Origin of the sequence: Microcystis sp. M20BS1 (assembly GCF_020245305.1) — a bacterium.
Classification (GTDB): Bacteria; Cyanobacteriota; Cyanobacteriia; order Cyanobacteriales; family Microcystaceae; genus Microcystis; species Microcystis ichthyoblabe_A.
In genome coordinates, this window is record NZ_JADBUZ010000050.1 from 1 (window position 1) to 25,114 (window position 25,114).

Below are 25,114 nucleotides of genomic sequence, written 5' to 3' on the forward strand. Positions count from 1 at the left end.
GGGATCCCCCCGCCTATCGGCACCCCCCTTATCAAGGGGGGCAGGGGGGATCCCCCCGCCTATCGGCACCCCCCTTATCAAGGGGGGCAGGGGGGATCGAACCTAAAATCCATTTTTAATTTAATTATAACCAGCTACTTAACTTATACCACGATGTCGAAAAAAGCGAAAGGATTCGGTCAGTCGCCAACTCCCACGAGAAAATTTAAGGATTTTCTCTTTGCTTTTGGGGATTTTTATCGAAAAAATTCCAAAGATGAAACGAAGCTACAGCAATTTTTAAAAGCAAATATTAATAAATTAGATGATTTACTTTTAGACGCTTTACCTTTAGTCTTCACAAGCTTAATCGCCGATAAATCAATAGACGAGCGAGAAAAAATAGCCTGCCTTTTCGAGAATTTTGCTGTCACCATTGACAAGTTTCCGTTAGGCGATCGAGCAACAAATTTAGAATTAAGTATTACCGCTCATAATCTCAGCCTAAAAATTTACACCCGCGAAGATTCCCCCGAAGATTGGGCGGGAACCCTGAATAACCTCGCTGTCGCTTGCAAAAACAGAATACTGGGCGACAGGGCTGAGAATCTAGAAAGGGCGATCAAACTGTACGAGCAAGCTTTAGAAGTTAGAACCCGCAAGAATTTCCCCGTAGATTGGGCGGGAACCCTCAATAACCTCGCTCTCGCTTACAGCGATCGAATTCGGGGTGATCGGGCTGATAATCTGGAGAAAGCGATCGAACTGTACGGGCAAGCTTTAGAAATCTATACCCGCAAGAATTTCCCCGTCGATTTGGCAAGAATCCTTAATAACCTCGCTATCGCTTACAGCGATCGAATTCGGGGCGATCGTGCGGAAAATCTAGAGAAAGCGATCGAACTGTACGGGCAAGCTTTAGAAGTTAGAACCCGCAAGAATTTCCCCGTCGATTGGGCGATGACCCTCAATAACCTCGCCAGCGCTTACATTAATCGAATACTGGGCGATCGTGCGGAAAATCTAGAGAAAGCGATCGAACTGTACGGGCAAGCTTTAGAAATTAAAACCCGCAAGAATTTCCCCGTAGATTGGGCGGGAACCCTCAATAACCTTGCCAGCGCTTACAGTAATCGAATACTGGGCGATCGAGCGGAAAATCTAGAGAAAGCGATCGAACTGTACGGGCAAGCGTTAGAAGTCTATACCCGCGAGAATTTCCCCGAAAATTGGGCGATAAGTCAGCAGAATTTGGCCAATGCCTATCGCGAGCGAGTTTTAGGAGAGCGGAAGGACAATTTAGAACGGGCGATCGATCTCTACAATCAAGCCGCTCAAATCTCTACTCGTGCCGCGTTTCCCGTGCCATGGGCGGGGAATCAAGGGGATTTGGCAGAAGCTTTGATGCAACGGGATAACCCCGGCGATCTCGATACTGCGATCGCTCTACTTCAAGAAGCTCTAGAAGTCTCCCCCGCAGGTTGTCAAGATTTTATTGACTTTCAGTATCGATTAGGAATAGCTCTTTCTCAAAGGTACGATCGCGACAAAAATTTCGACGATCTCCGACAGGCTTTAGTAGCTTATAAAACCGCCCTAGATCTGATTAGTCCCGAACATTACGATCGAAAAGATATCTGGAAAGCGCTGCCCACTACCCAAACCATTCTCGGTAGTCGTCTGGTGCGGGATGGCGAATGGCAGCAAGGGTTACAACTGTTGTTAAATAGCGTCAATCAACTTAGCACCAGTGACGATCGCCTAGCCCATGCGAACGCGCTCTACCACACCGGCCGCGCCTACGAAGTTCTGTCCGATCGAGAGAAAGCCCGTCTCTACTATCGCGATGCCCTGCGTTGGTACGAATATTTACAGGATTTACCCGGAATCGCCAAAAGTCGCACCGGATTGGGGAATGTCTTCGTATCCCAAGGACATCTAGAGAAAGGAATGGAGGAACTCGATCGAGCGAAGGCAATCTACCAACAACTACCACAGACCGATCCCGATAAAGTGGAGGAGATAGACATTATTTATCAAGCTTCTCGACGGGCGATCGAACGACAAACCAGCGAGGTATATTTATGACAAGTGCCGATGATCTTTTTAAGCAATCCTTTGACAATATCCAACGGTTAGGACTGAAGGAAATCCCCTTTACCGAAAGCCCGATCGATTTAAACAGCGATACCCTCGATCGTGTTTTTACCGGGCGACAAAAAGAATTGGGACGGGTGTTTAATCTGTTCCAAAGTCGCGAGCGTCGTCGGATTCTGGTTTCCGGTCGTTTAGGAATCGGCAAAAGTGCTTTTTTACTGGAAGTATTGTCGGTTATGCGCCGCAATCGTCCGCAAATGTTGACTACCTATATATCTCTACCCGCAGGTTTAGATATCGCCACTACAGCACTGATCGCCCTCGCTAGAGCGATGCCAAATGACGATTGGGCGCAGCGTCAACTCCATCAGATGGGAATTCCCACCGCCAAAGTGTTAAAAGAACGCGGGGCGGAAGTGGGGGCTAATGCAATCCTTACGGGTAAACTTACCGAGAAAGATTTACCGATTACGAAATTTCAATATCCGACTGTGAGCTTCGATACATTGTTAGAGCGGGCGCAAAAAATATATCCGCAGGGGATTCTGATCGCGATCGATGATCTAGATAAACAAAATCCTAGTGTGGTACGGCAAATGATGCACGACGCGCAGGGAATGTTAAAAGGTCGGGCTTGGTTTATGCTGACGGCCCACCCCATCGGGATGACGGGAGATTTATTAACCAGTGAACGCGGTTTATTTGACTTGCATTTGCCACTAGAAGAACTAGATGCCGATACCACATACCAGATGTTAATTAACTATCTCAAAAGTGCCAGAATTAACAACGATTGTACGGATCCGAAAGATGACAGGTGTGTACTTCCCTTTTTACCAGATGCGGCAAGACGTTTTTGCAAGGTTTCTCTCGGCAGACCCCGTTTGTTCAACCGCTTGGGAAATATTGTACTCTCCACTGCGGCCGATCTTCAGGTTAAAACGATCACGATGGAAGTTCTCGAAAAAGGATTAAAAGCAGCCGAACAGGATTTCCGACAACAAGCGGCCTTAAACGCCAAAGAGGAAAGAATTCGTCTGCTTTTGCAACGCAAAGGTAATATCTCCGACGATTCGATCACCATCGATGAGCTTGAAAGTTTAGGTTTTCGGGCATTTAGTGATATTTTGCCCTTTCTAGAAAGATTGGAAGAAGCTGATCTAGCTCAAAGGTTAAATCAAGAGGATGTGACGGTTTTCGAGCCGATCCTTCTCCCTCCGGCGGATTGAAGGGAAAACGAAAATACACCGGCAAAAATCGATCGCCGTTCCCAGAAAAATCCTTTAAGGATTTGGGATCGATCGCACCAGCAGAGTCAGAATACTGGTTAATACTGCCACTACCACGGGAATAATCAACGATTTTGCTCCCTTAAGGTCCGATACATCCTGAATTAAAGCGTCCTGTGTTCCCTCTACTTTTTCTAATCGCCTATCAATAATCTTGAGTTCGGTTTTCACCTCGGCCATATCTACTTTTAGATCGGTGAAATCTTTCTGTAAAGAGTCTAATTTTTCCGTGATATTTGTCAGGATAATTTCTAGGGAATTGGTGACGGGGGATTGACTCATCTGAATTTCGGGGAATATTCGATCGCCTAGTGGTATTGTAGGCTGATAATCGTTATTGGTAATTCTGCGATCTTTCGGGAGTGACGGAATTACAACGATCGCATTGATCAAATATCTTCTTCAGAAAGTCCCGCTTGTTTCAAAAAATGCTTGAGTAATCCGATTTTTAAATCCTGGTTTCCGTGAATCGGCACAGAGATACGGGTGGGATTATCTGGCTGACAGTAAATGTGATGGCTACCTTGAATTCTCAATAATTCCCATCCGTGACGCTCTAAAATTTTGGCGAACTTTTTCCCAGAAATCGATTTCATATCGCTATCTCTAGAATCCGAGTTTTCGGATCGGTCGGCAAGGATTCCACATCTATGGATAGACAACCTTCGATCGCCTCGTGTAAATTCTCTAGTAGTTCCTCGAAAGTTTCTGCTTGGGTGGCACAGCCGGGGAGCGCCGGGACTTCCCCCCAGAAGCCACCTTCCTCCGCCTCGTGAACGATAACTTTCATTTTCATTGCTTATCTCCTAGATCGATCAATGGGAGGGATGGATAGATAATTATTACCACTCCTAAAATCTAACATTTCTACGGGGTTGTGTAAATAATCAGTCTTCAATAACTGGATTTAGTCTAAATATTGTAGGCTGTTTTTGTAGGTGATGCAATCCTTACCAACTGACGACATTCTGTTTTAATGGCTTGTTGTAGTTCTTGTGCCTCTGAATCGCTTAAAATGCCTGAAAACTTGGCCAGAGGATGATTGTTGCCTGTTGCCTGAACTCGATGTAAAAAATCTAACACGGTTTCTATTAGATCATCAGGTGCTTGTTCGAGTTCTTGAATTAATTGTTGACGATGGTTCATAGACAGTCTTAACGAGTAATACAGTAAATGTGATGGCTACCTTGAATTTTCAATGAGGTTCTCCAATTTTGGCAAACCTTTTCCCAGAAATTGATTTTAATTGACTCATCTGAATTTTGGGGAACATTCGATCGCCTAGTACTATTGTAGGCTGATAATCGTTGCCGTTTCCTCTCTCTTATAACAAAGAAAAACCCACTGCCCCCAGCGTTGGTGGATATTTCGACTAATAATCAATAGATCAAAGCAAAAGTAACTGAATTTCCTGAGAAAGTGGCTAATACTAAATCGGGCTATTAAAAACTGATTATTTATTCTCCCTATTGCTTTTTGCCTCTTGCCTTTTGCCTAAAACCCATAACTTTTGTACCTCACTAGACTGAAAAACGCTATAGTATAAGCTCTTGTGCAAAAACAAAAGAGTTGAGTGTTTCCGCTCAACTCCTTGGTTATCTATGCTTGATTCTTTGACACTCCCATCGGTAAAACCGAGGGATTCTTGGGCTGAATCTTGCCTCTACTAGCAATGCTAATTTTGGTCTTACATTTTCATGTCTAGTCCGACTACACCTATAAGGCAAGCACTCTTGTGGACTACTCCCCAAGCTTAAATTCGGGTATGCCCTACCCTATTTGATTATTTTATCTCCCACATATCCCATATTTTTTGTTAGAGGGCAGTGAGGTATTGGGTCAACCTTTTTGAGTTGGTGACACTAGCCTTTTTACAACGGTCAGTTCGCGTGCCACGACTACACATCTGACTTTCCGCTTGCTTTCACTTTAGCACAAATTATCTTAAAACAGCAGAGTTTTAGTTGTGCTTCGCTGTTTCTATACTGGTCGGGGTTTCATCCCGTCGGTAAAACCGAGGGTCTTCACCCCGACATTTAAGATAAAGTGTTATTGTGACTGCCAAAAACTTGCGCTTTTAGTGCATCAATTTCGGCTAATAACTCGCGACGATTTTCATCTTTGAGCAGATAGCGCCAGACAAACCAACCAGTGTAAACGATCCCAACTAATTGTAGGATAGGAGCAAGGAGGGGAATATCATCGATCGCATCTAAAACCGCTAGGGTAACTTTCACGGTGACAAAACTCGCTAAAATTGCCCCCAGAACGATTAAAGGTTTTTTGTATCCAGAGAAGAAACTACCGATATAATCGGGGACATTAGCCAGATAGGACATTACCGAATCCCACACTGGTTCTACATATTCAGACCAAATCTGTTCGGTGCTGCTGCTGGGTTTGCTCAGAGACCCGGGTAAATCTGTTCTAATCGGATTTTGTGTTTCGGTGGGTTGCATTGATTCCATATTAACTGATCCTCATCATAAAGGTTAGACAGTGCGCGAATACGACCAACGGGGGTCAATTTTAACAGACTGAATAGACTAACTCGCTGTTGCCCATATTATCGGATAATTGCGATAGTAGGCGGAAAGTTTCTCAACAACTATTAAGAATCAAGGATTTAGCTTCTCAATTTTATCGTCAGTCTGACCGCAATTCTCTATTCTAACAGCAGGTAGCGATCGGAGTTGAGGAATCGGGGGGATGTCAGTTATCAGTGAACAGTAATCAGTTATCAGTGAGGAAATAGGTAGTAAAAAGCCAGTGGGTTACGGCGAATACTCAATTTTTAGTGAGATTATAACTTATTTTTCGCCTAACCCACCCTACAGATGATTACCTATTCCTGGATAAGTTGCATGGGTGCGGTGCGAGGATCGATGATTTTCTGACCTAAACCCGAAAATTTGACCGCTAGACTCATTTTTTTGCCCGTACCGAGGATATGGGTCACTTCTCCTTCTCCAAAAGTAGAGTGTAACACTCGATCGCCTACCTGCCATTTTCTTTGATCAGAGACAGTTTTTTCCATAGGAACCACTTTTGGGGTCTTTTTCGGTTTCAGGTTGCTTGTGAGCAATTCTGGGGGCAATTCCTGCAAAAATTGGGAAGCTACCTTCATCTCTTTATTCCCCCAGACGTATCTTTCTTTTGCGTAGGTTAAAAATAATTGTTCCTTGGCCCGAGTCACCCCCACATAACACAAACGGCGTTCTTCCTCAAGGGCAATGGGATCGTTTAAACTACGATTATGGGGAAAAATGCCCTGTTCTAAACCGACTAAAAAGACGACAGGAAACTCTAAACCTTTGGCCGAATGAAGGGTCATTAACGAGACTTTTTCTTGACCTTCCTGAAGATTATCTAAATCCGAGGCTAAACTAGCACTAGCGAGAAATTCCTGGAGATTGGTTTCTTCGTTTTCCTCTTGGAATTGTACCACAGCGCTATACAATTCTTGAATATTCTCGATCCGGGTATCAGCTTCCTCGGTTCCCTGCTGTTTTAATTCATCAATATATCCCGAATCTTCCATGATTTTATCTAGGATTTCACTAGCGGATAAATCGGTGATTTTTTCTTGCAGGTTTTGGATAATTTTAGCTAATTTATTGATGCTTTTAGTCGCACGACCAGCGAGAGTATTAACGGAAGTTTCATCGCTGATAATTTCCCATAAAGGTACTCCTAATTCTTGGGAAGCTTTGAGCAAATTATCGATTGTGGTTTTACCGATACCGCGCCGGGGAGTGTTAATAATTCTCAGTAAACTAACGTTATCAGCAGGATTGGCAATCACTCGTAAATAAGCGATCGCATCTTTAATCTCCTGTCGATCATAAAATTTAAATCCCCCGACAATATTATAGGGGATATTATTGCGAATTAACCCATCTTCAAAAGGACGAGATTGGGCATTAATTCGGTAGAGAATGGCAAAACTACCCCAATTTAATTCGGGGTTTTCTTGGGTAAATTCTCTGATTTTATCGATAACAAAAGATGCTTCTTCCTGTTCATCTCTGGCCTTAAAAACATAGATAATCTCGCCCCCTTCTCTGGTGGGAACAAGGACTTTATCGATTCTTTGACTATTCTTTTCAATTAACTTATTTGCCGCTTGCAGAATATTTTCTCGTGAACGATAGTTTTCCTGTAATTTCACCATCGTGCGAGTATCATCATCGGGTAAACCATCGCCAAAGTCCGCTTGAAAATTGAGCAGAATAGTAAAATCCGCCATCCGAAAACTATAGATAGATTGGTCGGCATCACCCACCACAAAAATCGATCGATCCGTCCAATTCCACTCACTTTTTTTCGTTTCACCATTGGTGGACAAAAGCCTAATTAACTCGTACTGAATCCGGTTAGTATCTTGGTATTCATCGACTAAAATATGCTTAAATTGCGTATGCCAATAGCCGAGAATAGATTCATTTTGCTGAAAAAGACGGACTGGAACCAGTATCAAATCATCAAAATCTAGGGCATTATTTTGTGCCAATTGCATCTGATAAGCCTGATAAACCTCAGAAATGACCCTTCCTCGAAAATGAGGGTTTTCTCTGGCGTAATCCCTGGGAGTTAAACCTAAATTTTTAGCATTACTAATCGCATAACGTAGATTGCGGGCATCAAATTTTTTATCGTCTAAATTCATCTGTTTAGTAACGATATTTTTCACTAAACTCTGGGCATCAGATTCGTCCATAATCGAAAAATTCCTTTGCCAACTATGACCATATTCATCCTGATATTTATTAATGTCATAGCGCAAAATACGACCACAAAGACTGTGAAAAGTCCCGATCCAGAGTTTTTTAGTATAATTCCGATAAACTTGAGAAAAGAGTTTTTTCTGTTCGTATTCTTCTAAAAGTTCTAATCTTTGACCGTATTTTTCCTGTGCTTTTTGTTGAGCAAAAGTTTTTTCAATTCTCGTTTTCATTTCCCGGGCTGCCTTATTGGTAAAAGTGACCGCGAGAATATTTTCTGGATCGACCCCGTGATGACGGATCAAATGGGCGATACGATAGGTTAAAGCGCTGGTTTTTCCCGATCCTGCTCCAGCAACCACCAACAAGGGGCCGCAAAAATGCTCCACAGCAAGGCGCTGAGAAGGATTGAGTTGTTCTAAATAATCGGCTGTGACTGTCATAATCTTGGCATATAGCTCTGCGACCTCTATTACTCAGGCTACATCATCGAGACGGGGATCGGTCATTAGTCAACCCCTTAAAGAAATAAAAATTTTTTTGGCCAGTTTGTTTCAAGTCGTTCAAGATTCTAAGTTGTCCTCTACAATGGAATTAGCGGAGACGCAAGTTTCCGTTCACTCCTCACACCACACTCCGTCCGGACAATGTTCGGGCGGTTTCTTATTGAAAATACTAGATCTCTACAAATTCCCTGTTACACTGTATGATCAAAGATTTCTTGGAATCTTGTTTGCGTTCAAATATACTACTATGTGAGGGACATCACTTGTCTAAACGTTATTTGTTCACCTCCGAATCGGTTACAGAGGGACATCCCGATAAAATTTGTGACCAGATTTCTGATACTATTCTTGACGCTCTGTTATCCCAAGATGACCACAGTCGTGTAGCGGCTGAAGTGGTTGTCAATACAGGGTTAGTCTTGATTACCGGCGAAATCACCTCGAAAGCACAGGTTCATTTCGTCGATTTAGTTCGCAAGAAAATCGCTGAAATTGGCTATATCAACGCCGATAACGGATTTTCCTCGAATAGTTGCACCGTTTTAGTCGCTCTAGACGAACAATCTCCCGATATTTCCCAGGGGGTCACGGCTGCTCAGGAAAATCGCGAACTTCTCAGCAATGATGAACTCGATAAAATTGGTGCGGGAGACCAGGGTATTGTCTTCGGTTTCGCTTGCAATGAAACCCCCGAATTTATGCCCTTACCGATTAGTTTAGCCCACCGCATCGCTCGCCGTCTAGCGGCAGTCAGAAAAACCGGTGAACTGTCCTATCTGCGTCCCGACGGTAAAACGCAAGTATCGGTCATTTATGAAAATGGTCGTCCCGTGGGTATCGATACTATCCTTGTTTCTACCCAACACGATGCTACTATCGGCGATATCACCGATAATGATCTCGTCCAACAAAAGATTAAAAGTGATCTCTGGAAAGCGGTAGTAGAGCCAGTTTTCAGCGATTTAGAGATTAAACCCGATGCCAACACCCGTTATCTGGTTAATCCCACCGGAAAATTCGTCATTGGTGGACCCCAAGGCGACGCGGGATTAACGGGACGGAAAATTATCGTCGATACCTACGGTGGCTATTCTCGTCACGGTGGCGGTGCTTTCTCCGGTAAGGATCCTACCAAAGTCGATCGCTCTGCGGCCTATGCTTGCCGTTATGTGGCCAAAAATATCGTCGCTGCTGGTTTGGCCGATAAGTGCGAGATTCAAGTGGGTTATGCGATTGGGGTAGCTCGTCCGGTGAGTCTCTTCGTGGAAACCTTTGGCACTGGCAAAGTCGCTGATGATGTGATTCTGGACTTAATCAATAAATACTTTGAACTCCGTCCGGCCGGTATTATCCAAACCTTTAACCTGCGCGGTTTACCCAGTGAAAGAGGCGAGCGTTTTTACCAAGATGTGGCCGCTTATGGTCATTTTGGTCGCAATGATCTCGATTTACCCTGGGAAAAGACCGATAAAGCCGCTATCCTCAAAGAAGCTTTGACTTCTGTGGTAGTATAGGGTTAGAAATTAACTGCAATTTTTGATTGAGGAGTAGAGTTTAAGGCTCTATTCCTTTTTTATACTAAATTCGTTGAGTATAGGCTACTTATGAGAAGAGGCAAAAGCGGGAATAAATAATCAGATTTTCTAACCTGAAGATTAATCTTCAGTTTGCTAGGCTAAAATCTGAAAGAATAACCAATTTTTAGCTTTAATTGACTTTGATCATGGCTATTAGTGGCAATATCTCCCTCGATACCGAAATCGATCACACCTTGACGATTAATTTGCTGACGAATTCCCATTCCAGTGCGAATTAAAACTCCACCATTACTATTATCGCTGGTAATTACGCCCAATTCTGCTAGAAAAGTTTGATCGAAGCGTTTCGGATAACCAATCGGTCGCGAATAACCGAGAATTGCAGCGGGTAAAAAAGATCGATCGCCATTATCGGGGTCAGTTTTTATGTTTAAATCGAGATTAAGATGCAAGCGATCGAATTGACCGAGAGTTTTACTGGCAATTCCCCGCAGACGAAAATCTAATCCACTAGCATTATTTCCCGTCGGTAATCCCACATCGGTACGAATAGCAAAAGCAGGAACATTATCGTATTCGCGATTGAAATTATAGAAAAAACCTACGGATAAATTCCCCACATCAAAATCCGTGTCATCACTATTAACTCGTCCTCCCACTTGTGGATCAATACCGATAATAATATGACCATTACGAATAATACCATTGAGGTATTCAAGATCAAATTCACCACCGACATTGCTGTTTTCAGGAAAGACTAACCCAGTACCAAATTCTATCGATTGTTCCCCAAAACCCATACTTTCAGCATCATCAAAAGAAAGGGGACGACCAGAATCCAGATTATTATGATCGTTGGCAAAAACTGGATTAGTAAAACTGGCAACTAAACCCACGGCAATCAATAAAAATCTTCTCATTTTGTCGGTTCCTCTTGAGCATTGCTGTGGTCAGGTTTTTTCTCCGTATTAGGAGGGTTTTCTGGGGAGTGATTTTCGTGGTTATGGTGTTGGTGATCTCCTCCCTCATCTACTTGAGAATCATCAGGTTTTTTCTCAGAATTATCAGGATTTTCGTGATTATGACCTTCGTGAGAAATATCTGCTGGCATTAATCCCATACCCGGAATTCCTGACTCAAAACGATGATCATGTAGTCCTTCACCACCATAATTTTTTCCTGCTTCCATTTCCCGATGATTAGCAGCCATTACTAACCAAATAGCGCGGGTAATTTGTTCGTCTTTTTGTTGGGGAGTTAGCCAATCTGATGCCAGAATATCATTAACCATATCGTGTAACATATGCAGGTTATCGAAGGTGTTAGATATTGCGGGAAAACGTCGGGCAAACTTGGGACTAAGTTCGGCAAACATGGGCATAAAAGCTCGATCAGTGCGATACAATTCCTGACTATGGTATTGTTTACCCACCTGTTTATAAGCCTGTTTTTGTTCCTCTAAAGTTTTCTCATAAAGCAAGTCATACATGGTTCCTTGTAGCCAATGGTAGCCCCAAAATAAGCCATTAACTTTCGGATATTTCTGGCGAAAAGCTTTAGAATAGGGTTGGGAATCCAGATAACCCATATTCATCGGTAATCCAGTAATAGCATAGGGAACTTTTGTCAAGTAAAATTGATATAATTTTTCAATTTCTGCTTCTTTTTCCTCGTTGGTTAATTTGCTGCTGGCTAAAACATCAACGGTTTGAGCATGGAAAATATGCGCCCACTCGAAAACCTGTTCTAAAACACCGTATTTTCTGCCAAAAGTTGGGGAAATATTACCCTCGTCGGGCATAAATTTAGGCGGATTTTTTAAAACCCAATTAATTTTTTGGTATGTCTTAGTTTCTAAATCTTTCGCTTTTCCCGTTACGATATCTTCGTAAGCAAAGGCATGACCAACAGCGATCGCATTTAAGTCTAAAGCTAAATCTCTGACATTATAAATTGCATTATTATAAACCCCTCTTTGGGGATAAATATGATTACGTTGCTTGTTATACATCCAAGCTGGTATATTGTCAGAAATTGCTTGTAAATTCTGAGTTTGAGGTGAATCAAGATGTAAATGTTGAGCAATGACAGGAGTAGAAATCAGTGCTACAGTTACCAATAAAATTAACTTTTTCATGATAGTTAAACCTTGAGATTAGGGCAAATAAATTGATCGTCTTTTGCTGGTGTATCCGTCCATCCTTGCAGGGTTTCGGTTAATTGTTGACGCAATAAAAGCAATTGTTCCACTTGTTTATCGATCTCAGCAATATGTTTAATTAATTTTTCCTGAATATCTCCACAGGGTAACTCGCCCTGATCATGAATTACTAAACATTCGCGGATCTCTTGCAGACTTAAACCCAAGGATTGCAATCTCTTGACAAATAGCAAGCGATGGACAGTATCGGGAGTAAATAGGCGAAATTGTCCCTCTGTCCTCTCAGGGGACTGAATTAGTCCTAATTCCTCGTAATAACGGATTGTTTTAACCGAAACACCACTTTCTAGGGAAAGTTGACCGATTTTGAGCATTATTTTTGCTCCTTAATCCTATCGTTTCTCCATGATAAAATCTCCCCTTGACTGGAGAATCAAGGGGGGGGAGAAGAAATATTTTTTTAACTGACTTTACACTCAACTCCAAAACCGACCAAGAGAACTTTTTCCAAGGGTTCCCCCTCCTGGGGACGTTGATAGTTAATAATTTTGCGAATTCGCAGGTCTGGATTGATTAAAGTAATTGAATCCACGGAAACACTGCGAGTATAATTGGTGGTCATTAATAACTCTCTGGTGGTGGAATCAAAGCGAAAAGCGGAGATAATTGGTCTTGCTTCTTCGTAGGCGCGATCGCGAAGATAATCCCCTTCTAAATAACCGTTATTTTCTGTTTTAACCACAAATAAAAGATTAAGATTTTGTCGCACTTCTTCCCCTTTTTCCGAGATGGTATAGAAACCTAAATTAAACCCCGGGATAGTTTCTAAATCCGCAATATCAGCATAGTTATTATCTCTCAGAACTTTCTGTTTAATCTCCCTGGTGAGGGGTTGGATGAGAAATTCAGTGCGGGAACGTTCCACTTCTTGAGCAGCTAGATAATGATAGGTTCTTTCCGTTTGCCAACTACCGACACAATAGGCAAAAAATTGCTGAAAAACTTCGGTATTCATAGATTTAATTCTCCTCTTGTCAGTATCTTAATTTTAAGTTATTTTATCACTAAGTTGTTCCCTATTTTCAAAACCATAACAATCTCGAACCAGATAAAGTGGCCTACCCTTTACTTCCTCATAAACCCTGCCAATATATTCGCCAATAATACCAAGGGTGAGTAATTGAATTCCTCCTAAAAATAAGACAGCAACCATCAGAGAAGCGTATCCGGGTACATCGATTCCGAAGATAATAGTTCTGAGGATTAAAAAACTAGCATAAACAAGACTAACAAGTGCAATGATCAATCCTACATAAGTCCAGACTTTCAGAGGTAAAAAACTAAAAGAAGTAATACCATCAATGGCAAAATTCCATAATTTCCAGTAATTCCATTTAGTTTGTCCTTGATACCGGGGTTCTCGATCAAATAAAATTGATGTCTGTTTATATCCCACCCAAGCAAATATTCCTTTCATAAATCTTTGACGTTCGGGCATCTTTTTAATTGATTCTACCACTCGGCGATCAATTAAACGGAAATCTCCAGTATTAGGAGGAATAGAAACCCGACTTAATTTATTTATGACTTGATAGAAACCTTCTGCGCTGAAACGTTTAAACCAACTTTCGCCAATTCTAACCAGACGGGAAGCATAAACCACATCATAACCCTCGTGCCATTTTTCGATCATTTCGGCAATTAATTCTGGCGGATCTTGTAAATCAGCATCAATAGGAATAACTGCCATTCCTTGACTATAATCAATTCCTGCTGACATGGCGGTATCTTTACCAAAATTACGCGATAAATTAACCACTTTAATTTGTGGGTAAAGTTGATGATATTCCACGAGATTTTTGAGAGTATTGTCACGACTACCATCATTAACGCAAATGACCTCATAACTGGTATTTAGTGCCTCTAAAACCGCTAAAAGTCGCCGAAAGAGAGCGTCGATATTTTCTTGTTCGTTATACAGAGGGGCAACAACAGATATTCTCACTGGTATTTGATTTGATAGCATATTAATTGACAAAAAACTAGAGAAATTACCTAACAAATGTCAGCAGTCAAAACTTGTTCGTACTTACCTGCTGCTTGCTGCCAAGTATAGTTATATTCGATTAATTTGCGAGCATTTCTAGATAATTTTTCTCGCAACTCTGCCGATTTAAAAAGACTGCTAATCGCCGTACAATATTGCTCAATACTATTAGCCATTAAGGCTGCTAAAGGAACATTATTTACTGCCACTGTTAATCTTTCTAAACCTCGATCCCTGGCTACCACTGGCACCCCAGAAGCCATGAACTCTAGGGTTTTGAAATTCATTCCAAAACCTGTTCTTAGGGGAATAACCACCACAGTTGCCTGATAAAGATAGGTGGTCATTAATGGTACTTGTCTCGTTACAATTACTCCTTTTAACTTAGTTAATTCTTGCACTTCTAGGGATGGATTACCACCGACTAGAGTTAAAGTAGTATCGGGGTAAGTAATTTGTCCTTGGGGACGAATATAAATTTCATTAACACTATGTTCACTGGTAATTACTGAGAATTTTTGACTCTTAACTGCCCTATCTATCCAGTTTTGCATCTCTTGTTACAGCAATTGAGCTAATCTTTGGAGTTTAGCAATTATTCCAGTTTTGGCATATCGAGGACGGGTAAAAACTACCAATTCACTAACAAATTTACCTAACTTATCTACCTCCTCATCCCTAACATCAGCATTAGACTGAACGATGACAGTAATATCATGATTTTTGCCTAGATACTTGAGTAAATTAAAAGTTCTGCCCTGAGTTCCTCCTTTGCGAGATGGATAGGGAAAGGTGGAACTAATCATTAAGATATTCATAGCTATTTCTCTAAACGATTTTCCACCATCATGCGGACAATATCGGTCATTTTGTATCGTGCTTGCCAACCTAATTTTTCCTTAGCTTTGAGGGGATTACCGCGACTAATGGCTAAATCTGTTGGTCTTAATAAACTTCGATCGGAAATTACATGATCTTGCCAATTTAAACCAACAGTAGCAAAAGCTGTGGCGACAAAATCCTCCAGTTTTGAACTTTCTCCCGTGGCAATGACGTAATCATCGGGTTGCTCCTGTTGCAGCATTAAATACATCGCTTCAACGTACTCTGGCGCCCAACCCCAATCCCTTTGAATATCCATATTTCCTAAGTGTAAAGTCTCGGTACTTCCCCAAGCAATTCTAGCCACGGCAGCGATAATTTTTTGGGTAACAAAGCGCTCGGGACGCAGGGGAGATTCATGATTAAAAAGTATGCCTGAACAGGCAAAAATTCCGTAGGCTTCTCGATAATTAGCCACTTCCCAAAAAGCCGCCGATTTGGCCACAGCGTAGGGACTGCGAGGACGAAAAGGGGTATTTTCGTCGGCAGAATTATCGCCGATATCCCCGAAACATTCACTCGATCCGGCATTATATAATTTAATTTTTGCTCTGGTAAATCGAATTGCTTCTAAGAGATTTAAGGTTCCAGTGGCAATACTTTCTAAGGTTTCCACTGGCTGCTCAAAAGATAAACCCACAGAACTTTGTCCAGCCAAATTATAGACCTCATCCGGCTGAATTTTAATTAACACCTGTAGGACACTGCGAAAGTCATTCAGTGACATTGATTCTAGTTTTACCTGTTCCTTGATTCCCAAACGTTTCAGGTTACTAAAAGAGGACATCTGAGCATCCCGGGAGGTGCCAGAAACCGTATAGCCTGCTTTTAACAGTAATTCGGCTAGGTAGGCTCCATCCTGCCCTGATATACCACAAATTAACGCTTTTTTACTCATTTATTTACAATAATTTACTTTTGCGGGTTTAACATCGCCTTGGCGGCCTCGCTTAAATAACCGATTTGTCCGTAGGCATAGAGAAGATTATCAAAGCTTTTAGCGGGATCATTGATAAATTTGACAGATTTAACCAATCCTCTCACCAAACGCTCACCTCCTCGCCCAAATTGAGCCAATCCCGTCCTTCCTGCCACTTCTTCCCGGTAGTGTTCGCTGATGCCTTGCCACCAACTGCGACTCATAAACCATTGACGATTGATTCTTTCTGGGGCCACATTGTGTTCCACCAATGCTGCAGGAAAATAGCCCACTTGCCATCCCTGGGCCAGTGCCAGTTCTGTAGTGTATAATTCTTCGTTAGAGAGAAGTTTTTTGCCAATTCTTCCCAAATTAGGGTCAAAACCGCCAATCTTCCCCAAGAAATCTCGCCGAATTGAGTAATTAACCCCTCGCGGAGTTAAATTCGCTTGGCTGATATATACCACATTGTCGCCCAAATCGAAAGCCCCTAAACCCCCTGCTAACTGATCGGATAACCAATTGGGTTGACTATAGCCTTGCGGCCAAATAAGAGTGACTTTTCCCCCTGCTACTGCCAGTTTTTCGTTATTTTCGTAGGCATTTAACAGAATTTGCAACCATTGAGGACTAGCGATCGCATCGTCATCCAAATAAGCTAAAATCGGCGCTCTAGTTTCCTTCGCTCCGCGATTTCTGGCGGTAGATAGCCCTAAAATAGGTTCGTAAACATATTTTAGCCGCCCATCTCTCAGACGCGACTCGGCCACTTGACGGGTTTTATCGGTAGATGCGTTATCAACCACTAAAATCTCACAATCTGGGCAGGTTTGCGCCAAAAGACTATCGATCGCTCCTTCTAGGTAGTGATCGCGGTTGTGGGTACAGATAATCCCTGCTATTTTAGGAGCCATGGCTATCAAGGTTACTCATTCAATACCCTAAAACTTAACATTCCTTTGCAAAAATGTAAAAATGCTTGAGGAGACTCCGAGACTCCGAGACTCCGAGATTGCTTTTTACTTATAGAGTTTCTCGTCAATTTGTGACCAACGCTACCAGTTTTTTAATTTAACTATCTATGGATACTATTCACGTTACAGGAATTCGTGCCTACGGTTACACAGGATATCTGGCTGAAGAACAGGTTTTAGGTCAATGGTTTGAGGTAGATTTATCCCTCGAAGTTGATATCAGCATTGCTGGCAAAAGTGACGCAATTGAAGATACCCTAGATTATCGACAGGCGATCGAAATTGTCAAACACCAGATTGAAACCGGCAAATTTGCCCTAGTGGAAAAATTGGCCACAGTCATCGCTGAGGATATTCTACAACTCGATCGAGTGCGACAGGTAAGAGTACAATTATCGAAACCCGCCGCCCCAATTCCCCATTTCACCGGTAAAATCACCATCGATATTACTAGATCCCTTTGAGTTTACGCGTATTATCGACTAAACTTTCAGCAAAAGCGTCAAAACGTTGGGAAAGCTTCTCGTCAAGGATTTTTCCTTCTTCGTTGAAGACTTTCCACGCTTGTCCTAAGCTAATTTGTTCGGGAATTACCCAAGCATGAACCCAACGGAGAATGATTCTTAAATCATTGAGGGCGTTACTATTGGATTGGCCGCCTAAAACACTGATTAACCCGGCAACCTTTCCCGATAACTCCTCAAAACTCATTAAATCTAAGGCATTCTTCATCACACCACTGACACTGCCATGATATTCCGGTGTCGCCAAAATTAATCCCGCTGCCGATTTAACCGTTTGCTGCATTTTGGCCACATCGGGATAGTCAGAATAGTCATCTCCCCCGTTACAGAAGGGTAAAGAGAGTTTTCTCAGGTCAATTATCTCCGTTTCTATTCCTAACGCCCCTACTCGACTGATAGCAACTTCTAACGCCATCGCACTATAGGATCCCGGGCGTAAACTGCCATTAATACCAACGATTTTGATCATAGAATTTATACGAACTCATAACGACTACATATAAGCTAACAAAAAAAAGAGACAATTGGGGCAAGCTTAGTTAAAAAAATATGTCGATGGGGCGGAGAGAGCGATCGATCTAAGTTTTAATGAGAATAGAAAGAAAGATTTATTCCATTTCCCCTCATTGCCATGCCAGAATTTCTCGATTTTCTCAAACATAAATATGCCTATGTGGCTATTGGTGAATTTAAACCGGGGTGTTTTTCCGAAGCCCAAAAACTCTACGAAAAAGCCGTTTCCACCTATTCTACGGGATTCCAGGGGGCTTTTCTGTTGCAAAAACCCGGAACCGATGAAGGAATTGCCGTAATCATCTGGGATAAAATCGATGATATGGAGGCAAATAAAAGCGAAGACCATGAATTATTGCTGAAATCCATGGCTCCTCTATTTGCGAAACCGCCTGTCACCGATTTTTACGAAGTATGTAGCGAGATAGAAGGTTCCCCCATTTAGGAATAATGTTTCTTTTCGGTGGCGATTAATTTGGCGGCTAAAACCCCGCCTAGAAAGCCAAATAAATGTCCTTGCCAAGAAATCCCCGGACGGGAAGGCAAAACGCCCCAAATTGTGCCACCGTAGAGTAAAAAGACTAGAATTGACAAGAGTATAGAAGGAATATTTCTTTGGAAATAGCCCCGCAGTAATAAAAAACCTAAATAGCCAAAAATCAAGATACTTGCCCCGATATGGATGGATCCGGGAGCAGCAAATAACCAGACTCCTAACCCCCCTACCAGCATAGTTAACCCAGTCACAATAAAAAAGTCACTGGTTTCCTGTAACATCACCAACCAACCGAGAATCAGAAAAGGAACCGTATTAGCAATAAGATGGGGAAAGTCCCCGTGTAGGAAAGGTGCGAAAAGAATACCCCGCAATCCGATGACTTGATGGGGAATAATCCCGAAATAGTCTAAACTGCCCCGAAAAACAAATTGATCTAAAATCTCTAACAGCCAAAAAATCGCCACAAAGGTAGCGAGGATTATTGCTTGGGTTTTTATTTCTTGCCGTGATCCTTGACTCATAAGATTGATGGATGAGCTATTTTTTCCCATTATAGCCCCCAGATCAGTTATCAGTTATCAGTTATCAGTTATCAGTTATCAGTGATTCAGTTACCAGTGATTCAGTTATCAGTTATCAGTTATCAGTTATCAGTGATTCAGTTACCAGTTATCAGGTGTGAGTTTACTGTTTACTGTTTACTGTTTGCTGTGGGACAAAGAGGGGCTAATTGACAGGAAAAACAAGCGGGATTTCTTGCTTTACAAACCGCCCGGCCGTGGTAAATAATACTAATAGAAAAAGTTTCCCAATCCGGTTGAGGTAGTAAAGCCATTAAATCCCGTTCAATTTTCACCGGATCGTTATTAGTAGTTAAACCCAAACGATTACTTAAGCGCTTAACGTGGGTATCTACTGTCACCCCCTCAATAATCGCGTAAGCGTGAGCAAGTACCACATTAGCCGTTTTTCTAGCTACCCCGGGTAAAGTTAATAATTCCGCCATTGTCTTGGGTACTTCCCCCTGAAAATCCTTGAGGATTTTTTGACAAGCACCCTGAATATTTTTAGCTTTATTGCGATAGAATCCCGTGGAACGAATCAGGGTTTCTAACTCCTCTCGCTCGGCAAAAGCTAAGGATTTAGCATCGGGAAAACGAGCGAATAAAGCAGGAGTCACCTTATTTACCCGCTCATCAGTGCATTGTGCCGAGAGAATAACTGCCACCAATAACTGCACAGGAGTTTGATAATTTAAGCTACAGGTTGCCTCTGGATATAATTGCTTTAAGTTGCTTAAAATCTCTAGGGCGCGCAGTTGAAGCTTAGTTTTTTTTCGAGAGTCCATCACTGGAATAAATCCTGAAAAACTGCTAGGTTAGCCGTGTCGCGCACGATTAAGAAAACTCCTAATCCTAAGAGTAAAACTAGACCTGTTTGCATGATGTTATCTTGCAGTTTAGTTGGGAGAGGTTTACCTACTAAAGCCTCGATTAATAAAAATACCAACTGACCACCATCAAGAGCAGGTAAAGGCAGAATATTAATCACCGCTAAGTTAATACTAATTAGGGCGGCAAATTGAAAAAGATTACCCGCATCATTACGAGCGATTGCTGCTCCATATTCGACAATTTTAACCGGTCCTGCTACCTGTTGAACACTGTCTTTAAAGTTACTAACTAACTGCCCAAAACCTTGCACGGTTAATAGGGTTAATCGTTGAAATTCACCCGCACCCAAGCTAAAAGCTTGACCAAAACTATCGGCTTTCAGGCGAGTTTCTTCACCGTTAGGAGCCAATCTCACCCCAATTTTACCCTGACCATCACTTCCCAATTCCGGAGTAACAATTAAATCGAGAGTTTCTGTGGGGCGTTTGATGGTTAATTTTAGGGGTTGATCGGGGGAAGATTGAATAATGTCACGGAAGTCAATAATGGCATTCTGAGAAGCACCAAGGGGCTGATCATTGATAGCAAGTACGATATCCCCTGCTTGTATTCCCGCTTGTTTAGCGACGGAATTTTCCGAGGTGAAAACCTCTGGAATAATTACCCCTTCTTGATAGTTAATTTGGGGAAAACCCACCGTAGCGACTTGGGTAACAAGCAAAAAATAGGCAAAAATTAAATTAGCAATTACCCCGGCACTAATGACGATAGCTCGATCGAAAACAGGACGATTGCGTAATAAATCAGGATCGTTATTGGGAATTTGACTATCGGGATCGTCATCGGGAAAACCAACGTAACCCCCTAAAGGAATGGCGCGGAGGGCGTATTCTGTTTCTTTACCTTGATATTTAGCTAAAGCTGGACCAAAACCGATGGAAAAGCGACTAACATGGATAGATTGCCAACGAGCAGCGGCAAAATGACCTAATTCGTGAACGACAATTAATAGGGCAAGTACACCGATCGCTATTAAAACTGACATGATGATCAAAATATAATGACTTAGCTTTTGTTTATTGTAAGCGATCCTCCCAAGCAGATTGCAAAAAATCTCTAGTTATCGCTAATTTTTCGATCATTTATGCTAAAAGTGATCTTAACCGCCTAATTTGACCCGACGGAGAGCGATCGATGCCTTTGAGTGAGCGCGCCCAGCAATTAATCCCAAAAGCGAAAATCATCAGTTTCGCTAATTGGCCCTATCAGCAAGCAGCGATCGCTGTTTGGCAACAAGCGGATGATCAAACTCGCTATCTCGATGATAGTGATTTAGATACTATCGTCAATTTAGAGCCTGATTTACTGGTTTCTAGTCAGCAAGCTCGAAAACTGCGGGATAATGCTAATAGCATCGTCGATAACGCTCGTCAGACTGTATTAAACCAATTTCCCACCATTTTTCAACCCGGAGGCGATCTTCATCCACCCCACCGTGCCGAAGCTTGTTGGCGTGATTTCTGGAACTTTTTACGTTGTATTACCTACGGTGTCGCCGGACAGCAGATTCCCTACACCAGCGCCGAGGGATTGGAAAATATGCGTCTTCTTTACCAAGAATTGCAAGTACCATTAGGGGCGATGATTTCGGGGTTAGAAGCCTTAAAACAATACAGTTTAGATTATTTTAGCGACTCAGAAAAAACCGCAATTACTCCCTATTTTGATCACTTAATTGCGGTTATGAAAAAGTTTTAAAACCGAGGCATTTAATCCGTGTTAAAATAGTGAGGCCAACAGTTAAAAATGCCGCTCACCGAGGTTAAAACTCCGTTGAACCCATGAAATCATCGGCGCGGGTAGGCCTCTTCGGGCCACCAAAAACCTCGATCGAGTGCCTGGCGGGTCGAGGTACTTTATAAAATGAGGGAGATTCTATGGATGCCAAAGCGAAATTACTAGAATTGATAGCTGGTAGAAATCGCGGACTCCTGGCCACGGAAAGCGACCGCGTGCGGATTTTAGCGGCGATCGAACAATTGGAGGACCACAATCCCCATCCTCATCCCCTCGAAGTTAAACAACTATTAGGGGGCAATTGGCGTTTACTATTCACCAGCAGCCGCGACATTCTGGGACTAGATCGCCTACCTTTTTTTCAATTGGGGCAAATTTATCAATATCTTGACCTGAACAAGGCCAAACTCTACAATATTGCTGAAATTACGGGCGTACCTTGGTTAGAAGGAGCAGTGATCGTCGCCGCTACCTTTGAACCCACCTCCGAGCGTCGGGTTATGGTCAAATTTGAGCGCTCGATCCTCGGTCTGCAACGTTTTCTCAATTATCATTCTCCCCAAGAATTTATCGAAGCGATCGAAAGTGGCAAAAAATTTCCTCCCCTCGATTTTTCCTTCAATAATCGTGAACAAAAAGGTTGGCTCGATATCACCTATCTCGATGAAGATCTCCGCATCGGCCGCGGCAGCGAGGGCAGCGTCTTTATTCTGGCTAAGGAAAAAACCTAACTTAAGTAGGTAGGCGTTAAAAGTTGTCAGCTCCCCCCTTATCAAGGGGGGATTAAGGGGGGATCGGCACCCCCCTTATCAAGGGGGGATTAAGGGGGGATCGAACCTAAAATCCATTTTTAATTTAATTATAACCAGCTACTTATTACCATAAGACTAAATACTAGGCAATAGGTAATCAGTTTTTAATAACCAGATTTAGGATTAAAATCAAATTATTGTACTATCATTACTCCCAAGTATGTTACCAAAATGTCTAACGAAACCGTTACTTATAGTCTTGAATCTGTACTCAAGGAAATCAAAGACAGCATCAAGGAGGTTAACCAAAAAATCGATACCCTACAAAGAGATGTCACCCAAAAAATCGACACCTTGCAACAGGATGTTAACCAGAAATTTGACAGCCTACAGAAGGAAGTTAACCAAAAAATCGACACCTTGCAACAAGATGTTAACCAGAAATTTGACAGCCTACAGAAGGATTTTAACCAGAAATTTGATAAGATCGACGAACGGCTAACTAAGCTAGAGTTAGGACAAGTAAAACTAACTGAGAAAGTCGATGGGATGGATAGAAGACTAGAAAAGGTGGAAGGAACCCAAAAAAATCAAGTTTGGACGTTAATTATTCTTTTAGGAGGAGCGATCGGAACGGCAGCGTGGCGCTCTTTCTTTTCTGGTAATCCTTAGAAATATTACTATAATTTCTCACTTTAGGGTAGTTATGAGGGGAAATTAGCAGATGTAAAACTCAGGTTAAAAATAAGGGATGTCTAACCCATTTACAACTAAAGGAAACTTAACCACCCCCAGAAAGAAAGCAACGATTAAGGGATATTTTCGGGTTTATAATTGCCGAATTGCCTGATCACAATATTGAACATATCCTGCTAACCCCAATGCTTGAAATAATTTCCGCGCTTGAAGAATTGCTTCTTTCGCTTCCGATATACGTTTGAGTTTATAGTAGGTAAGTCCCAGATTCAACAGAGTCTTTGGTTCTCCTATGATATACTCCATTTCCTGAAAGATTTCTAAGGACTTTTGATAAAACTCGATCGCTTTTTGGTATTCTCCTAGGGAATCGTAAACATTCCCCAAACCTAGATAGGAATAAGCTTCTCCTGTTATATCAGAGATTTCCCGTTTGATCGCTAAAGACTGTTGATGAAACTCGATCGCTTTTTGGTATTCTCCTAGGTAATTGTAAATATTGCCCAAATTATTGTAACAATACGCTACTCCCCTTATATCATCAATTTCCTGAAAGATTGCTAAGGACTGTTGATAAAACTCGATCGCTTTTTGGTATTCTCCTAGGGAATGATAAGCATTGCCTAAATTATTGTAAGAATCTGCTTCTCTCCAGCGATCTCCGCTTTTCTGAAAGATTGCTAAGGACTGTTGATAAAACTCGATCGCTTTTTGGTATTCTCCTAGAAAATAGTAAATACCTGCTAATGAGTCGAGACTCGCAACTAAATCAAGTTCTAGATTTAACTCTTTTTGTAAATCGATCGCCTTTTGATAATACTCGATCGCAAGCTGTTGTTCCTGACGATAATCTGACAATGGCAGATTTAATAAACGAAGGTTATAAATCTTAGCTAAACTGGCATATAAACTCGCTAGTCTTGGCTCTTTTTTGCCTTTATTTACCTCGATTTGCTCGATTAGTTCTAACAAGTCTTCCTTAGAGATTAAAGGAATATCTTTATCTATAGTAATTTCGTCAAAAGATTGTAAAATTGGTAAAAATTCCTGACAAGGTAAAAAGTTACTTGGAGGAGAAATAAAGCGAAAAACTCCTTTTCTCCAACTCCAAAAATCGGGGGACTTTTTGCGTAAATTTACCTCCACTGTGCTTGTTACCCAAAGAACGATAGAATAGGGAAATTCTCGCAGTCCTTCCCTTGTCCATTGCAGATAACCAAAAAATTTATCTAGTTCCGATTTTTCCCGTTGCCATTCGATCGAGTGTAATTTTTCCACTCCTGTGGTTGTGATCACGGCATTTTTGCTTTGTAATAACTCTGGTTTTCTGGAGACTAAACTAGCAATTGCTGCTCTTAAATTCGGTTCTTTTTGATCTAAATCAATCCGATAACAAGGGATTACTGGTTCTAATTCTTTGCTATAGCGATCAATGATTTCTTCTCGCAATTTTTCCTGATCACACACACAAATTAATATATTTAATCTCTCTTGATTTGCCTCTAGAGACACGATTAAACCTTCGTATTCTCTTTCATTTTGGTCGGTAATTGAAGATGTTTCATTATTCATAATAAGTGGATAGCTGTTAAAAACTGTCAGATACCCCCATTAGGTAGGGTTGATTCATGAATCAACCCTACGGATCAAGGAGTGATCCGCACCCCCCTTATCAAGGGTAGGGTTGATTCATTTAAATTAAGTATAGCTGATTTTGAGTCAATAAATTTGATCGAGGATTCTCAAGTTTATCTTTTTCTAATCAGAAGAGTTAGTCATAATAACTAATCTTTAATCTTCTGCCAATATTTATTATGAATAGA

General features: G+C 41.8%; 26 protein-coding genes and 1 pseudogene. 8 read left to right on the forward strand and 19 right to left on the reverse strand.

Annotated elements, in window-relative coordinates; all coding sequences use genetic code 11:
• Nucleotides 1–153 precede the first annotated feature (153 nt).
• Together IM507_RS05310 and IM507_RS05315 are read left to right on the forward strand one after the other, a co-directional pair.
• Complete coding sequence (locus IM507_RS05310) at nucleotides 154–2,067, forward strand: tetratricopeptide repeat protein (protein WP_287636744.1); 1,914 nt, start codon at nucleotides 154–156, stop codon at nucleotides 2,065–2,067.
• Entirely contained in the window at nucleotides 2,064–3,305 is a 1,242-nt protein-coding gene (locus tag IM507_RS05315) for a P-loop NTPase family protein (protein WP_123231150.1), read from the forward strand. Before IM507_RS05310 ends, IM507_RS05315 begins: the two co-directional genes overlap by 4 nt.
• Nucleotides 3,306–3,359: 54 nt before the next feature.
• Here the strand turns inward: IM507_RS05315 and IM507_RS05320 are convergent, their stop codons facing one another.
• The 6 genes from IM507_RS05320 to pcrA all read right to left on the reverse strand — a co-directional run bounded on the left by IM507_RS05320 (nucleotide 3,360) and on the right by pcrA (nucleotide 8,532).
• Entirely contained in the window at nucleotides 3,360–3,647 is a 288-nt protein-coding gene (locus tag IM507_RS05320; protein ID WP_002736002.1) for a hypothetical protein, read from the reverse strand.
• A gap of 107 nt (nucleotides 3,648–3,754) precedes the next feature.
• On the reverse strand, nucleotides 3,755–3,961 hold the full coding sequence (locus tag IM507_RS05325; protein WP_002737289.1) for a type II toxin-antitoxin system HicA family toxin: 207 nt from the start codon (nucleotides 3,959–3,961) through the stop codon (nucleotides 3,755–3,757).
• A complete protein-coding gene (locus IM507_RS05330) occupies nucleotides 3,958–4,161 on the reverse strand; it encodes a type II toxin-antitoxin system HicB family antitoxin (protein ID WP_002737783.1) in 204 nt (67 codons plus the stop codon). Before IM507_RS05330 ends, IM507_RS05325 begins: the two co-directional genes overlap by 4 nt.
• A gap of 116 nt (nucleotides 4,162–4,277) precedes the next feature.
• On the reverse strand, nucleotides 4,278–4,511 hold the full coding sequence (locus IM507_RS05335) for a hypothetical protein (protein WP_002737131.1): 234 nt from the start codon (nucleotides 4,509–4,511) through the stop codon (nucleotides 4,278–4,280).
• An 890-nt stretch (nucleotides 4,512–5,401) separates the two neighbouring features.
• Nucleotides 5,402–5,833, reverse strand: coding sequence for a CAAD domain-containing protein (locus IM507_RS05340; protein WP_002755759.1), 432 nt, complete (start codon nucleotides 5,831–5,833; stop codon nucleotides 5,402–5,404).
• A 377-nt stretch (nucleotides 5,834–6,210) separates the two neighbouring features.
• A complete protein-coding gene (gene pcrA, locus IM507_RS05345) occupies nucleotides 6,211–8,532 on the reverse strand; it encodes a DNA helicase PcrA (RefSeq protein ID WP_287636745.1) in 2,322 nt (773 codons plus the stop codon).
• A gap of 326 nt (nucleotides 8,533–8,858) precedes the next feature.
• On the opposite strand from pcrA, the gene metK reads away from it, so the two are divergent.
• The gene (gene metK, locus IM507_RS05350) at nucleotides 8,859–10,109 is read left to right on the forward strand and encodes a methionine adenosyltransferase (RefSeq protein ID WP_002736829.1); all 1,251 of its coding nucleotides are present in this window, start codon (nucleotides 8,859–8,861) and stop codon (nucleotides 10,107–10,109) included.
• A 161-nt stretch (nucleotides 10,110–10,270) separates the two neighbouring features.
• Here metK and IM507_RS05355 read toward each other — a convergent pair whose 3' ends face one another.
• The 8 genes and pseudogenes from IM507_RS05355 to IM507_RS05390 all read right to left on the reverse strand — a co-directional run bounded on the left by IM507_RS05355 (nucleotide 10,271) and on the right by IM507_RS05390 (nucleotide 17,056).
• Nucleotides 10,271–11,053 (reverse strand): hypothetical protein, encoded by a 783-nt coding sequence (locus IM507_RS05355; RefSeq protein ID WP_002738026.1) that lies wholly within the window; start codon nucleotides 11,051–11,053, stop codon nucleotides 10,271–10,273.
• Entirely contained in the window at nucleotides 11,050–12,270 is a 1,221-nt protein-coding gene (locus IM507_RS05360; protein WP_004160032.1) for a hypothetical protein, read from the reverse strand. Before IM507_RS05360 ends, IM507_RS05355 begins: the two co-directional genes overlap by 4 nt.
• A 5-nt stretch (nucleotides 12,271–12,275) precedes the next feature.
• On the reverse strand, nucleotides 12,276–12,668 hold the full coding sequence (locus IM507_RS05365; protein ID WP_002737834.1) for a heavy metal-responsive transcriptional regulator: 393 nt from the start codon (nucleotides 12,666–12,668) through the stop codon (nucleotides 12,276–12,278).
• A gap of 86 nt (nucleotides 12,669–12,754) precedes the next feature.
• Complete coding sequence (locus IM507_RS05370; RefSeq protein WP_069474021.1) at nucleotides 12,755–13,309, reverse strand: phycobiliprotein lyase; 555 nt, start codon at nucleotides 13,307–13,309, stop codon at nucleotides 12,755–12,757.
• Nucleotides 13,310–13,342: 33 nt separating this feature from the next.
• Nucleotides 13,343–14,320 (reverse strand): glycosyltransferase family 2 protein, encoded by a 978-nt coding sequence (locus IM507_RS05375; RefSeq protein WP_069474020.1) that lies wholly within the window; start codon nucleotides 14,318–14,320, stop codon nucleotides 13,343–13,345.
• Between the two features lie 29 nt (nucleotides 14,321–14,349).
• Nucleotides 14,350–15,159: pseudogene (locus IM507_RS05380) on the reverse strand (glycosyltransferase).
• A gap of 2 nt (nucleotides 15,160–15,161) precedes the next feature.
• Nucleotides 15,162–16,121: a GDP-mannose 4,6-dehydratase gene (locus IM507_RS05385; protein ID WP_069474019.1), complete on the reverse strand. Its 960-nt coding sequence runs from the start codon at nucleotides 16,119–16,121 to the stop codon at nucleotides 15,162–15,164.
• Nucleotides 16,122–16,135: 14 nt separating this feature from the next.
• Nucleotides 16,136–17,056, reverse strand: coding sequence for a glycosyltransferase family 2 protein (locus IM507_RS05390; RefSeq protein WP_069474018.1), 921 nt, complete (start codon nucleotides 17,054–17,056; stop codon nucleotides 16,136–16,138).
• Between the two features lie 167 nt (nucleotides 17,057–17,223).
• On the opposite strand from IM507_RS05390, the gene folB reads away from it, so the two are divergent.
• On the forward strand, nucleotides 17,224–17,580 hold the full coding sequence (folB, locus tag IM507_RS05395) for a dihydroneopterin aldolase (RefSeq protein ID WP_002735328.1): 357 nt from the start codon (nucleotides 17,224–17,226) through the stop codon (nucleotides 17,578–17,580).
• Here folB and IM507_RS05400 read toward each other — a convergent pair.
• On the reverse strand, nucleotides 17,567–18,109 hold the full coding sequence (locus IM507_RS05400; RefSeq protein WP_002735738.1) for an NADPH-dependent FMN reductase: 543 nt from the start codon (nucleotides 18,107–18,109) through the stop codon (nucleotides 17,567–17,569). The two genes, folB and IM507_RS05400, sit on opposite strands and share 14 nt — an antisense overlap.
• Nucleotides 18,110–18,271: 162 nt before the next feature.
• On the opposite strand from IM507_RS05400, the gene IM507_RS05405 reads away from it, so the two are divergent.
• Nucleotides 18,272–18,598: a hypothetical protein gene (locus IM507_RS05405; RefSeq protein ID WP_002735315.1), complete on the forward strand. Its 327-nt coding sequence runs from the start codon at nucleotides 18,272–18,274 to the stop codon at nucleotides 18,596–18,598.
• Here the strand turns inward: IM507_RS05405 and IM507_RS05410 are convergent.
• From IM507_RS05410 to rseP, 3 genes are all read right to left on the reverse strand, one after another.
• The gene (locus IM507_RS05410; RefSeq protein WP_042790652.1) at nucleotides 18,595–19,203 is read right to left on the reverse strand and encodes a rhomboid family intramembrane serine protease; all 609 of its coding nucleotides are present in this window, start codon (nucleotides 19,201–19,203) and stop codon (nucleotides 18,595–18,597) included. The two genes, IM507_RS05405 and IM507_RS05410, sit on opposite strands and share 4 nt — an antisense overlap.
• A 140-nt stretch (nucleotides 19,204–19,343) precedes the next feature.
• Nucleotides 19,344–20,000, reverse strand: a complete 657-nt coding sequence (nth, locus tag IM507_RS05415) for an endonuclease III (RefSeq protein WP_002736342.1) — start codon at nucleotides 19,998–20,000, stop codon at nucleotides 19,344–19,346.
• Nucleotides 20,000–21,091, reverse strand: coding sequence for an RIP metalloprotease RseP (rseP, locus tag IM507_RS05420; protein ID WP_002736295.1), 1,092 nt, complete (start codon nucleotides 21,089–21,091; stop codon nucleotides 20,000–20,002). Before rseP ends, nth begins: the two co-directional genes overlap by 1 nt.
• Nucleotides 21,092–21,240: 149 nt before the next feature.
• Here rseP and IM507_RS05425 point away from each other — a divergent pair, with 149 nt between their 5' ends.
• The 3 genes from IM507_RS05425 to IM507_RS05435 all read left to right on the forward strand — a co-directional run bounded on the left by IM507_RS05425 (nucleotide 21,241) and on the right by IM507_RS05435 (nucleotide 23,267).
• On the forward strand, nucleotides 21,241–21,804 hold the full coding sequence (locus IM507_RS05425; RefSeq protein ID WP_002737222.1) for a globin family protein: 564 nt from the start codon (nucleotides 21,241–21,243) through the stop codon (nucleotides 21,802–21,804).
• A gap of 179 nt (nucleotides 21,805–21,983) precedes the next feature.
• Entirely contained in the window at nucleotides 21,984–22,574 is a 591-nt protein-coding gene (locus IM507_RS05430) for a PAP/fibrillin family protein (RefSeq protein ID WP_002736482.1), read from the forward strand.
• A 252-nt stretch (nucleotides 22,575–22,826) separates the two neighbouring features.
• On the forward strand, nucleotides 22,827–23,267 hold the full coding sequence (locus IM507_RS05435; protein WP_016515336.1) for an Apolipoprotein A1/A4/E domain protein: 441 nt from the start codon (nucleotides 22,827–22,829) through the stop codon (nucleotides 23,265–23,267).
• A gap of 156 nt (nucleotides 23,268–23,423) precedes the next feature.
• Here the strand turns inward: IM507_RS05435 and IM507_RS05440 are convergent, their stop codons facing one another.
• Nucleotides 23,424–24,863 carry a tetratricopeptide repeat protein gene (locus IM507_RS05440; protein ID WP_002735820.1) on the reverse strand — a complete coding sequence of 480 codons (1,440 nt, stop codon included), beginning with the start codon at nucleotides 24,861–24,863 and terminating at the stop codon, nucleotides 23,424–23,426.
• Nucleotides 24,864–25,114 lie beyond the last annotated feature (251 nt).

Coding starts and splice junctions, on each gene's coding strand:
- IM507_RS05435 (WP_016515336.1), top strand. CDS start 22,827: ATGTCTAACGAAACCGTTACTTATAGTCTTGAATCTGTACTCAAGGAA.
- IM507_RS05335 (WP_002737131.1), bottom strand. CDS start 4,511: ATGAACCATCGTCAACAATTAATTCAAGAACTCGAACAAGCACCTGAT.
- nth (WP_002736342.1), bottom strand. CDS start 20,000: ATGGACTCTCGAAAAAAAACTAAGCTTCAACTGCGCGCCCTAGAGATT.
- IM507_RS05440 (WP_002735820.1), bottom strand. CDS start 24,863: ATGAATAATGAAACATCTTCAATTACCGACCAAAATGAAAGAGAATAC.
- IM507_RS05410 (WP_042790652.1), bottom strand. CDS start 19,203: ATGGGAAAAAATAGCTCATCCATCAATCTTATGAGTCAAGGATCACGG.
- rseP (WP_002736295.1), bottom strand. CDS start 21,091: ATGTCAGTTTTAATAGCGATCGGTGTACTTGCCCTATTAATTGTCGTT.
- IM507_RS05425 (WP_002737222.1), top strand. CDS start 21,241: ATGCCTTTGAGTGAGCGCGCCCAGCAATTAATCCCAAAAGCGAAAATC.
- IM507_RS05315 (WP_123231150.1), top strand. CDS start 2,064: ATGACAAGTGCCGATGATCTTTTTAAGCAATCCTTTGACAATATCCAA.
- IM507_RS05405 (WP_002735315.1), top strand. CDS start 18,272: ATGCCAGAATTTCTCGATTTTCTCAAACATAAATATGCCTATGTGGCT.
- IM507_RS05330 (WP_002737783.1), bottom strand. CDS start 4,161: ATGAAAATGAAAGTTATCGTTCACGAGGCGGAGGAAGGTGGCTTCTGG.
- IM507_RS05360 (WP_004160032.1), bottom strand. CDS start 12,270: ATGAAAAAGTTAATTTTATTGGTAACTGTAGCACTGATTTCTACTCCT.
- IM507_RS05355 (WP_002738026.1), bottom strand. CDS start 11,053: ATGAGAAGATTTTTATTGATTGCCGTGGGTTTAGTTGCCAGTTTTACT.
- IM507_RS05320 (WP_002736002.1), bottom strand. CDS start 3,647: ATGAGTCAATCCCCCGTCACCAATTCCCTAGAAATTATCCTGACAAAT.
- IM507_RS05385 (WP_069474019.1), bottom strand. CDS start 16,121: ATGAGTAAAAAAGCGTTAATTTGTGGTATATCAGGGCAGGATGGAGCC.
- IM507_RS05400 (WP_002735738.1), bottom strand. CDS start 18,109: ATGATCAAAATCGTTGGTATTAATGGCAGTTTACGCCCGGGATCCTAT.
- IM507_RS05340 (WP_002755759.1), bottom strand. CDS start 5,833: ATGGAATCAATGCAACCCACCGAAACACAAAATCCGATTAGAACAGAT.
- IM507_RS05325 (WP_002737289.1), bottom strand. CDS start 3,961: ATGAAATCGATTTCTGGGAAAAAGTTCGCCAAAATTTTAGAGCGTCAC.
- IM507_RS05310 (WP_287636744.1), top strand. CDS start 154: ATGTCGAAAAAAGCGAAAGGATTCGGTCAGTCGCCAACTCCCACGAGA.
- IM507_RS05375 (WP_069474020.1), bottom strand. CDS start 14,320: ATGCTATCAAATCAAATACCAGTGAGAATATCTGTTGTTGCCCCTCTG.
- IM507_RS05370 (WP_069474021.1), bottom strand. CDS start 13,309: ATGAATACCGAAGTTTTTCAGCAATTTTTTGCCTATTGTGTCGGTAGT.
- folB (WP_002735328.1), top strand. CDS start 17,224: ATGGATACTATTCACGTTACAGGAATTCGTGCCTACGGTTACACAGGA.
- IM507_RS05390 (WP_069474018.1), bottom strand. CDS start 17,056: ATGGCTCCTAAAATAGCAGGGATTATCTGTACCCACAACCGCGATCAC.
- IM507_RS05430 (WP_002736482.1), top strand. CDS start 21,984: ATGGATGCCAAAGCGAAATTACTAGAATTGATAGCTGGTAGAAATCGC.
- IM507_RS05365 (WP_002737834.1), bottom strand. CDS start 12,668: ATGCTCAAAATCGGTCAACTTTCCCTAGAAAGTGGTGTTTCGGTTAAA.
- pcrA (WP_287636745.1), bottom strand. CDS start 8,532: ATGACAGTCACAGCCGATTATTTAGAACAACTCAATCCTTCTCAGCGC.